The following is a 9,550-nucleotide window of genomic DNA, read 5'->3' as shown; positions in this document are numbered from 1 at the left end:
TCTCGTTCTGGGGCGCGGACCGGCCGGGGCGGCGGTGGCCGCCGGCGTCCGAGTACTCCCGTGCCCTCGTATTCATGGACCCTAACGCGCAGGTCGGACAACGCCATCCCGCTTCCCGAACTGTTCGCTCGGAGCGCAAGGTCCGCGGGGGCTCCGAGACGGCGGAAAGGCCCGTACACACGGCGGTGTACGGGCCTTCCCGATGCTGCTCAGCGGGCGGCGCGCAGGGCGGCGCCCAGGGTGTTACTTGGCCTCTTCGGCGTCACCCTCGACAGCGGCCTCGACGGTCTCGGCGGCCGTCTCGACCTCGTCCTCGTCGTCGGAGAGGTCCACGACCTCACCGTTGGTGTCGACGACCTTGGCGGCCTCGACGACGACCGCGAGGGCCTTGCCGCGGGCGACCTCGCCGACGAGCATCGGCACCTGGCCACCCTCGACGACGGCCTGGGCGAACTGGTCGGGGGACATGCCGGAGGAGGCAGCGCGGCGCATGAGGTGCTCGGTGAGCTCCTCCTGGTCGACGCCCAGCTTCTCCTTGTTGACGAGCGCGTCCAGGACGAACTGGGTCTTGATGCCCTTGATCGCCTGGTCCTTGGTCTCGGCGTCGAACTCCTCGACCGTCTTGCCCTGGAACTCCAGGTACTTCTCGATGGTGAGGCCCATCTGGCCGAGCTGGTGGTGCTCCAGGTTGTGCTTGCGGGTGTTGACCTCGTCCTCGAGCAGCTTCTCGGGGATCGGCACCTCGACGAGCTCCAGCAGCTTCTCCAGGACGCGCTCCTGGGCCTGCGTGGCCTGGTCGTACTGCTTCATGTTCTCGAGGCGCTTGCGGCTGTCCGCCTTGAGGTCCTCGAGGGTGTCGAACTCGCTCGCCATCTGCGCGAACTCGTCGTCCAGCTCCGGGAGCTCCTTGGCGGAGACCTTGGTGACCTTGACGGTGACCTCGGCGTCCTTGCCCTCGGCGGAGCCGCCCTTCAGCTGGGAGGTGAAGGTGGCCTCGCCACCGGCCTCCAGGCCCTTGACGGCCTCGTCGATGCCGTCGAGGAGCTCGCCCGAGCCGATGGTGTACGCGACGTCGGAGGCGACGCCGTCGGGCAGCACCTCGCCGTCGACCTTGGCCTCCAGGTCGATGGTGACGACGTCACCCTCGGCGGCGGCGCGCTCGACGTCGTTCGTGGACGCGAAGCGGCCGCGCAGCTGCTCGACCGACTTGTCGACGTCCTCTTCGGAAACCTCGACCGCGTCGACCTCGACCTCGATGCCGGAGTAGTCCGGGATCTCGATCTCGGGGCGGACGTCCACCTCGGCGGTGAAGGCCAGCAGCTCGCCGTCCTTCAGCTCCGTGATGTCGACCTCGGGCTGGCCCAGCGGGTTCAGGTCGGCCTCGTTGACCGCCTCGGTGTAGAACTTCGGGAGGGCGTCGTTGACGGCCTCCTCCAGCACCGCACCGCGACCGAAGCGCTGGTCGATGACCCGGGCGGGGATCTTGCCCTTGCGGAAGCCCTTCACCGTGACCTGCTGGTTGATCTTCTTGTACGCCGCGTCGAGGCTGTCCTTGAGCTCCTCGAAGGGCACCTCAACAGTGAGCCGAACCCGAGTCGGGTTCAGGGTCTCCACGGCGCTCTTCACGGTTCGGTCTCCTTGTGGCTGACTGCTTGGGGTTCTGCGTCCACGCTGCGATTCAGCGGTTCGGCGGATTCGGCCCGGTACATCAGACACACGGGCACGCAGCTTGCATAGTAACCGCAAGCGGCAATCAGCCCACAACGCGATCTTGTGATGGCGATGCTGGTGGTCGGGGTGGCCGGATTCGAACCGACGACCTTCCGCTCCCAAAGCGGACGCGCTACCAAGCTGCGCCACACCCCGTCGGTGCGACACGTAGGGTACATGGCCGGAGACCCTCTGATGCGCGGGGTTTTGAGCGAACGATTCAGGACGCCGCCCCGCGCCCCCGCAATGGGGTGTGCACTCCCCCGGCCCGACCCGCTAGGATGCTGTCCGTGCCGCGGCCCCCCGGACCTGCGGCGCACGCGTTGCGGGCGTAGCTCAATGGTAGAGCCCTAGTCTTCCAAACTAGCTACGCGGGTTCGATTCCCGTCGCCCGCTCTCTACGGCTCAGGGCCAGGTCAGAGGACGTTTCCTCGACCTGGCCCTGATGCGTTTCCGGGGCCCGGGATCAGTCCCGCGTGTCCCCCGCGTGCCCCTTGCCCTTAGGCGTGTCCTTCCGCGTGCCCTTCGTGCCCTGCACGAGCTTGCTCAGCGCATCGGCGATCAACCGGTCCCGGTCGGCGCTGGCATGCTGATAGATCAGCGCGGCACGGGCGGTGCTGTGGCCCATCCTCGCCATCAACTCCCGCGTGCTAGCGCCGGTTGACGCGGCCAGAGTGTTGCCCGTGTGCCGCAGATCATGGAAATGCAGCCCCTTGATCCCGGCCTTCCGGCACGCCTTGTGCCACAGCAGGTTGAAGTGGTTGCGCCGAGGAGTCGCCCCCTTGGCCCCGATGAACACGCGCCCGTCGGCCCCGCCCTCGGCGTACGTCTCCAGGTGGTGCCGGATCTCCGGCACGATCACCCCAGGAATGGAGACAGTCCGCTTTCCTGCCGCACTCTTGGGCGCTTTGATCTCCCGCTGCCCGTTCTCCAGCTCGGCGACGGCACGCCGAACCCGGAGGGTCCCGTGGTCCAGGTCGATGTCCCGCCGATGCAGCCCGATCAGCTCGCCCCACCGCAGCCCGAGGAAGCCGGCCATCAGGACGAGGACCCGAAACCGGGGCTGAATGGCTCCGGCCAGGGCATAGACCTCCTGCACGGTGGCGGTCGGCCGCTCGGGGGTGTGCACGGTGCTGGCCCCTTTGATCTGGCACGGATTCCGCCTGATCATCTGATCGGACAGAGCGGTCCCCAGGATGGCCCTGAGCAGGGCGTATGCCTTGGCCACGGTGGTCGGCCCGGTCCCTCCGGCCAGTTTGTCGGCCCGCCAACGCCGTACGAGTGGTGCCGAAATCTCCGCCACGTTGACGGCGCCGAAGACGGGGTCGAGGTGGTGCTTGAGCAGCGACCGGTACAACTGCCGGGTGGTGCTGGTCAGCTCCCGCTCTTTGATCCACGCGACGGCGTACGTCCCGAAGGCGACCTTCCCGGCGTCGGGATCCTGCCAGTCGCCACGTCGCATCTCGGTCTGCTTGTCGGCGAGCCAGTCGTCAGCGTCCCTCTTCGTACGGAACGTCTCGGGTGCGGGACGGAGCTGTCCGTCCGGGCCGAGGTACCGGGCCTGGTACCGGCCGGAAGGCAGCTTTCGGACCCGTCCGAACTGGCGGCGCTTCCCGGCCATCAGGCAGCCACCCCCAACCGGCGACGGCGCGGCTCGATGGTGTTCGCGCTGATGAACGCCTGGACGGCGCTCTCGGGGATCCGAACGTGACGCCCGACCTTCACGTAAGTGATCCGCCGCTCCTCGACCAGCCTGCGAGGAAACCTCACGGTGGTCCCGAGCAGCTCGGCGACCTGGACGACGGACAGGTACCGCTCATTCATGCTGCTCCCCCTTCAGGGCTTCGCGGGCGGTCTCCCGGTTGAGCTGGATGTCGCGGGCGATGGTGGCGGCGAGGACCGACTCGCCCGGGCTGTGGCCGTGGCCGGCGTACTGCCATGAGGTGAGGACGAGCACGGTGTCCGGCTCGAAGTCGTCCAGGCCGCGCGCCTCCCGTTCCTGGGCGGCGCGGTAGTCGGCGCGGGTCTGGCGTAAGGCACCGAGGGTGGTCGAGTAGGAGCGTGACTTCGTCGAGAAGTGGCCGCGGAAGCCGAGCATGTGCGACCAGGCGGCGAGGCGCCGGTCCGGGTAGAGCGGATCGAGGTCGAGGCAAGCCGAGATCAGCCGGGCGGTGTGGTCCGGCACGTCAAGGAGCACCAGGGCCTCGCGATTCCCGACGCGCCGATCGAGCGTCCCGGTGTTCTCGGCCGCCTTGGTCGCGTACTTGGCGACGTACGAGGCCACGGCCTGCTCGGTGATGTTGGAGCCGTCCCCGAACGCCTTGATCGGCCGTATGTCGAGCTGCGTACCCCAGCTGAAGGACCGGGCAGGCTGGTCCCCTGCTGCCGGCACGCTGACAGAGGTGTACGAGTGCGCGGCGGCGGCACGGATCGAGGCGGTCAGGAGTTCCGTCGTGGCCCAGGCAGGCGGCGGACTGTCCGGCCCGGCGGGACCGTCGACCCGTATGACGGCGTGGAAGTGGATCGCCCCGCGCTTCTGGAACTCGGCGACTTTCCCGTACGAGAGCCGGGCCACCTCCTTCAGCTCCCGTTGGGTCAGCCCGGCGTACGCGGCGATCTCGCGCCGCAGTCGGGTGGTGAAGCGCTGCCAGAGCTGTCCGGCGTGGTTGTTGAAGAGGACGGCGCCCGCGTAGTCGTACGTGGCCGGGTCGAGCGCGGTACCGAGCTCGGCGGCGTCTTCCAGGTGGTGCTTGCCACAGCGGCAGGCACGACCGGCGGGCCGGTTGTGGACCGGGCCGAAGGACGGCGCGGTAAGGGTGGCGAAGACCCGGGGGTGTTCGCGGACGGTGGCCGGGATGTCCCGGCGTTCGTCGCCCGCGAGACCGGCCCGGATCAGGTGGTACGTGTCTCCGGCGTACGTCCAGGCGCAGGCCGGGCAACGGGAGGCGCGGCGGTTGCCGCAGGCGATCCGCAGTCGGCCACCGGGCTCGTTCTGGGTCGAGTAACGGTGCAGGGTCTCACCGGAGGTCTTGTCCTTGGAGACGGTCCAGCCGGTGATGTGGATCGGGTCGGAGCAGCCGCCCGTACGGCGGATCTGGTCCTCCCAGCGGGCGTAGTCGGGGGCCGCGGCCACCTTCAGCATTTCGCCGAGGAGGCCCGGGGCGGGGTGGGGCCGGGACATGATGGAGCTTCCTTCCGGATCTTCTGGTTCGGGCAGGAGCACGGCGCCGGGACGGCGGAGACTTGGCGGTTGAGGCCGTCCCGGGGCCGGTCAGCGGTGGTGCTGGCCGTTGAGCAGCGAACGCAGGACGACGGCGCAGACGGCGACCGAGGCGCCGGTGATGGCGACGGCCAGGAGCATCGAGACGAGTACGGCGCCGACAACGAGGACCAGGCCCGCGCCACCGGCGACGGCGGCGACGAGGCCGGCCGGAGTGAGGCGGACAGCGGGCAGCTGCACACGGGACGTCGGCTGAACCGGGGCGTGGTGGCAGTCGCATGCGGGAGCCGCATCCGGGTGGTGGGGTTCAACGGCGGTGGTCGACTGGTCGAGCGGGATGACGAGGCCGGTCGGGAGCGGGTTGACCGGGATCTTCGGCCGGATCATGTGGTTCTCCTTCCGGGGCGGGTTACTTGCTGATCGCGGTGTCGATGGCCGGGGCGAGGAAGCTGTCCGCGAGGAGGAAGCCGCCGAGGAGGATCACGGCGACGAGCCACAGCGGCGGGCGGATGAGCTTGTAGCCGAGAACTCCGACGACGATCAGGGCGAGCCAGAGCGGAACATCCACGGCGGTGTGTCCTTCAGGTCAGTTGATGCGGCAGCGGTGGGAGCGGGCGGCGAGCTGGGCGGCGGCGGAGCTCGCGTAGTCGGCGGACCAGCCGCAGCCGTCGGCAGTGCACACGGCGGCGTGCTTGGTACGACCGCGGTTGTCGCGGTAAGTGCCGATCTGGACCGGGCCGATCTTCATGAGCGAGTGGAACGAGTTGCGGACGGGCATCGAGCTCTCCCCTCAGACGAGCTGGACGGCGATGGCCTCTGCCATCGGAAGCGGGACGCCGAGCCGGGCGCGCAGGGTCTCGGTGTCGATCTCCGAGCCGGTGCGGGTGCGGTGATCGGCGGCGAGCTTCTGGGCGTGAGCGACGAGGGCGGGCGGAGCGATGACAGCCGGCACCTCCTGAACCGGCGCGGGCAGTGCCGGAGCGGGTTCAGGCTCGTCAGGCGGTTCCCGCTCAAGCACGGGGCCAGGTACAGAAGCCGATTCGGACGGGGCGGACTGGGCCGCATGCGGGTGGACGAGCAGAGTCCCGCCGAGGAAGGCGAGCGCCGGCCATCCGGCGACGAGGATCCGCAGCCAGCCCGGGACGTGGGCCAGGTCGAGGAGTCCGGCCGTGGCGACGTTCGCGCCGAGCGACGCGGCCAGGGCGACGGTGAACCAGGTCCACGCGGGACCGGTCGACTCCCCCGCATCCCGGAGGCTGCGAAGTCGGCGCCAAGCGGCGACGAGAAGCAGGTCCACGCTGACCGGGTAGGCCCAGGCTTTCCATCCGTCCTGCCCTGCCGCTTCGGCGAGGTCGTGCAGGTGGGCGAAGGACAGGGCCCCCGCGATGACTGCTTGGACGAGAACGGCGTCCGGGCGGACGAGGCGGGCCACGTGCTTCACCTCCTTTCGGGCATGGGTCGGGTAGGGACTTGGCGCGAGAGGTCACGCCGACCGAGTGGGGCAGGTGCCTACGGCAGGACAGTCCCGCTGAGAACGCGGGCAGGCAGCACGGGCCGGAACGGATCCAACTCCGGGATCTTCGGCGTGCGGTACGCATGCGCGTTGCAGACGTCCACGGCGTGGCGGAGCGTCGTGTGCGGCGTACGGATGCGGCTCCAGCCGCCGGAGGAGTCGCCGACTACGGCGGTGCCGGGCCGGTCCTTGTCGATCTGGATGGCGGCGAGCACGGCCTCGGAGGAGATGTCGCCGAAGGCCATGTTGGCCGAGGTCTCGTCGTTGACGCGGTGGGCGGTACGGCCGGTGAGCTGGGCGCGGAGCATGGTGATGCCCTTGCCGAGTTCGGAGCCGAAGCGCTGGCCGCAGATCTCCAGGTGGATGCCGGCGGCGCGGCCGAGCTGAGAGAGCCGTACGAGGTGGGTGACGATCTGATCCCGCCGGACCTCCTCCTTCTTGGTCGCGGCGAGCGCCAGCTCGGCGACCTCATCCACGAGCAGCACGACAGGCATCGGGCGCAGATGTTCAGGCAGGTCCCAGATGTCGGCGGTGATCTCCACATCCGGCAGATCCGCGCTGACCCGCTGTTCTGCACGTATGACTTGGTAGACCCGGTCCATGTACTGGACTAGGGCGGCGAGCAGGTCAGCGGCCGTATCGGGGTTGTCGGCCAAAGCCGTGAACCGCCTCGCAAGGGGCGCGAGTTCGACGCCGTTCTTGCAGTCGATACCGACCAGAGCGACGTCACACGGCGCAAGACCGGCGACCAAGTTGCGCTGATACACGGACTTCCCGGACTTCGTGGCACCCACGTTCAGCGCATGCGGGACCGACCGGTAGTCGCGATGATGCACGGCCCCGTCCTCCCGCAGAGCAACAGGAACCCGAAGTACCCCAGAAGCCGGACCAGGAGCAGGCATCCGAACCTCCCGCAGGACGTCGTAGCCGGTCATCCGCAGCTCAACGATTCCGGAGCGGATCTCCTGCGCAGCGACGGCGTGGAGAACGAAGGAGTGCCGGAGGCGGTCCGAGGCGGCCGAGAAGTCGAACGCGTCCTGCCCGGACCGAATCTTGAGGCGGAGCACCAGGCCAGTGCGGGTGGGGCGGATCCGCAGGATCCGGGGCGACCGGGATTCCGGCGCGGGACGGTAGGTCAGCCGGGCCAGTGCCAGGCGCCAGCGCGAGGGCGGGACAGTGAGCCCGCAGGCATCCATGACCGACCGGTAGCGGGCCAAGACGCGGACCGCAGCACAGGTGACCCCGAAGGTCACCCAGTACCAGCCGGGACGGTACCGCCGCAGGACGAGCGCGACGGCGATGATCAGCAGCGGCAGGACGACCCATAAGGCGTCCATGATCAGGCGGCCTTCGGCGTGGAGGCGGCCTGGACGAGCGAGGTCACCGCGACGGCGCGGAAGCTGATGCCGTGCCGCTTCTGGCCGTTGAACTCGTTCTCCCAAGGGCGGGCAACGAGTCCGGTCAGTCCGACCGGTGTGCCCATCACGAGCTCGCCGGTGATGCCGGTCTCGGGGACGGTGACGGAGAGGACCTCGGCATCGCCGTAGGCGGCGAAGAGTACGTCCACGGTCATCATGCGAACGCCGGTCTCGGGGTCGGTGGCGATCTCGCCGGTACGGCGGTCCTTGACCTTGGCGGTCGGCGGCTGGGCCACCATCACCATGGCGGCGGAGGTGTCGACGGGGATCTGACGCACAGAAGATCACTCCTCTATAGGGGTTGGACTCCTTCACTCATGTACATGAGTGACATGAAGAAGAGTGCCTGACTCCTATACATGAGTCAACCCGCTGCGGAAGAAAACTCGCAGCGGGCTGTGGCTAGTTGAGGAGCCGTCAGTCGCGCGCAGGGATCCGGTACTCGAATACGAACTGGTCAGCGGCCATGAGGGTGTCGCAGACCTCCACCACGCGACCCGCCTCCGTCACCGCATCTCGCACCAGGTGCACGACCGGCGCGCCAGGGCTCAGCGCCAGCTCGGACGTCTCAGCCTTGGAAGCCGGCCGGGCCTGAAGCGTCTCAACGAACTCGGCGAAGACATGCCCATGCTCCTCAAGCCGGGCATAGATCCCACCGCCACCAGGATTCTCGGCGAACAGCTCAGGGATGTCCTTCACAACGTCCCACGGCAGGTACGAGCTCGCGGTCTCCACCGGGGTCCCGTTCCGGAAGTACAGCCGCCGCCGGGCAAGCACCTGCGTGCCGACCTCGACCCCAAGCCGTCCGGCAATCTCCTCCGGGGCCTCCATGGGCCCGATGAACAGCACGCTCACCTTGGCTTCGGCGCCAGACTGCGCGGACTCGGCAAGGTAGGCCGCTCGCCCCTCCTGCCGATGCGTACGCCGAAACCGATCAGACGACCGGTGCCGCACGGGCGGCCGGGCCTTAACAATCGACCCCTTGCCGTGCCGGGTCTCCACGAGCCCACTGGCCCGCACCTCGACCATGGCCTTGCGGATGGTCCCGCCAGAGACCCCATACCGGTCCACGAGCTCGGACTCACTCGGCACCATGTCGCCGGCACCCAGCACCCCGGCCCGGATCTGCTGGATGATCTCGTCGGCGATCTGGACGTACCTCGGTACGGCCTTGCCACCTCCCACTGCGGTTCCCATAGTCCTTCTCTTCCTCCTATGCTCCTGTACATGAGTACGGGTTCCCCGCAGCACAAGTCAACGCCACTGCATTCCGTGTCCGTGGCCGGGGCCGTGCTGCGCGAGGACGGCCGACTCCTGGCGATCCGACGAGCGGACAACGGCACTTGGGAGCTCCCGGGCGGAGTCCTGGAACTCACCGAGTCCCCGGAAGCCGGCGTCCGCCGCGAGGTTCTGGAGGAAACCGGCATCGAGGTAGAGGTCAACGACCTGACCGGGGTCTACAAGAACACCACCCGCGGCATCGTCGCCCTGGTCTTCCGCTGCAAGCCCTCCGGCGGCACGGAACGCACCTCCAACGAGTCGACCGAAGTCGCATGGCTCACCCCTGAAGAGGTAGCGGCCCGCATGTCCGAGGTCTACGCGATCCGCCTCCTGGACGCCCTGGACGACGCGGGCCCCCACGTCCGCAGCCACGACGGCCGAACCCTCACCCCTGCTCACTGAAAACGC

At 68.7% G+C, this 9,550-nt stretch carries 12 protein-coding genes and 2 tRNA genes; 2 read left to right on the top strand and 12 right to left on the bottom strand.

Going from position 1 to position 9,550, the window contains the following annotated elements:
- Positions 1-243: 243 nt before the first annotated feature.
- A complete protein-coding gene (gene tig / locus ACFY1T_RS05085; RefSeq protein ID WP_390787028.1) occupies positions 244-1,626 on the bottom strand; it encodes a trigger factor in 1,383 nt (460 codons plus the stop codon).
- A gap of 163 nt (positions 1,627-1,789) precedes the next feature.
- Positions 1,790-1,866, bottom strand: a tRNA-Pro gene (locus ACFY1T_RS05080).
- A gap of 169 nt (positions 1,867-2,035) precedes the next feature.
- On the opposite strand from ACFY1T_RS05080, the gene ACFY1T_RS05075 reads away from it, so the two are divergent.
- Positions 2,036-2,106 (top strand) — tRNA-Gly (locus ACFY1T_RS05075).
- A gap of 70 nt (positions 2,107-2,176) precedes the next feature.
- Here ACFY1T_RS05075 and ACFY1T_RS05070 read toward each other — a convergent pair.
- From ACFY1T_RS05070 to ACFY1T_RS05025, 10 genes are all read right to left on the bottom strand, one after another.
- Positions 2,177-3,331 (bottom strand): tyrosine-type recombinase/integrase, encoded by a 1,155-nt coding sequence (locus ACFY1T_RS05070; protein WP_390787027.1) that lies wholly within the window; start codon positions 3,329-3,331, stop codon positions 2,177-2,179.
- Entirely contained in the window at positions 3,331-3,534 is a 204-nt protein-coding gene (locus ACFY1T_RS05065; protein ID WP_386164474.1) for an excisionase family DNA-binding protein, read from the bottom strand. Before ACFY1T_RS05065 ends, ACFY1T_RS05070 begins: the two co-directional genes overlap by 1 nt.
- A complete protein-coding gene (gene repSA, locus ACFY1T_RS05060; RefSeq protein ID WP_390787026.1) occupies positions 3,527-4,891 on the bottom strand; it encodes a replication initiator protein RepSA in 1,365 nt (454 codons plus the stop codon). Before repSA ends, ACFY1T_RS05065 begins: the two co-directional genes overlap by 8 nt.
- A 90-nt stretch (positions 4,892-4,981) precedes the next feature.
- A complete protein-coding gene (locus ACFY1T_RS05055; RefSeq protein WP_390787025.1) occupies positions 4,982-5,317 on the bottom strand; it encodes a SpdD-like protein in 336 nt (111 codons plus the stop codon).
- 22 nt (positions 5,318-5,339) lie between these two features.
- Positions 5,340-5,498, bottom strand: coding sequence for a hypothetical protein (locus ACFY1T_RS05050; RefSeq protein WP_386164477.1), 159 nt, complete (start codon positions 5,496-5,498; stop codon positions 5,340-5,342).
- 18 nt (positions 5,499-5,516) lie between these two features.
- On the bottom strand, positions 5,517-5,708 hold the full coding sequence (locus tag ACFY1T_RS05045; RefSeq protein WP_030862311.1) for a mobile element transfer protein: 192 nt from the start codon (positions 5,706-5,708) through the stop codon (positions 5,517-5,519).
- 12 nt (positions 5,709-5,720) lie between these two features.
- On the bottom strand, positions 5,721-6,362 hold the full coding sequence (locus tag ACFY1T_RS05040) for a DUF2637 domain-containing protein (RefSeq protein ID WP_390787024.1): 642 nt from the start codon (positions 6,360-6,362) through the stop codon (positions 5,721-5,723).
- Between the two features lie 77 nt (positions 6,363-6,439).
- On the bottom strand, positions 6,440-7,780 hold the full coding sequence (locus ACFY1T_RS05035; RefSeq protein WP_390787023.1) for an FtsK/SpoIIIE domain-containing protein: 1,341 nt from the start codon (positions 7,778-7,780) through the stop codon (positions 6,440-6,442).
- Positions 7,781-7,782: 2 nt separating this feature from the next.
- A complete protein-coding gene (locus tag ACFY1T_RS05030; RefSeq protein WP_048479347.1) occupies positions 7,783-8,139 on the bottom strand; it encodes a hypothetical protein in 357 nt (118 codons plus the stop codon).
- Between the two features lie 139 nt (positions 8,140-8,278).
- Positions 8,279-9,058, bottom strand: coding sequence for a GntR family transcriptional regulator (locus ACFY1T_RS05025; RefSeq protein ID WP_390787022.1), 780 nt, complete (start codon positions 9,056-9,058; stop codon positions 8,279-8,281).
- An 18-nt stretch (positions 9,059-9,076) separates the two neighbouring features.
- Here ACFY1T_RS05025 and ACFY1T_RS05020 point away from each other — a divergent pair, with 18 nt between their 5' ends.
- Entirely contained in the window at positions 9,077-9,544 is a 468-nt protein-coding gene (locus tag ACFY1T_RS05020; protein ID WP_390787021.1) for an NUDIX hydrolase, read from the top strand.
- The last annotated feature ends 6 nt before the right edge of the window (positions 9,545-9,550 follow it).

This window comes from Streptomyces sp. NPDC001194, assembly GCF_042896985.1.
In the GTDB taxonomy this organism is placed as follows: domain Bacteria; phylum Actinomycetota; class Actinomycetes; order Streptomycetales; family Streptomycetaceae; genus Streptomyces.
Note: the sequence above shows the minus strand (reverse complement) of the source record. Positions and strands in the feature narration are given on the sequence as shown.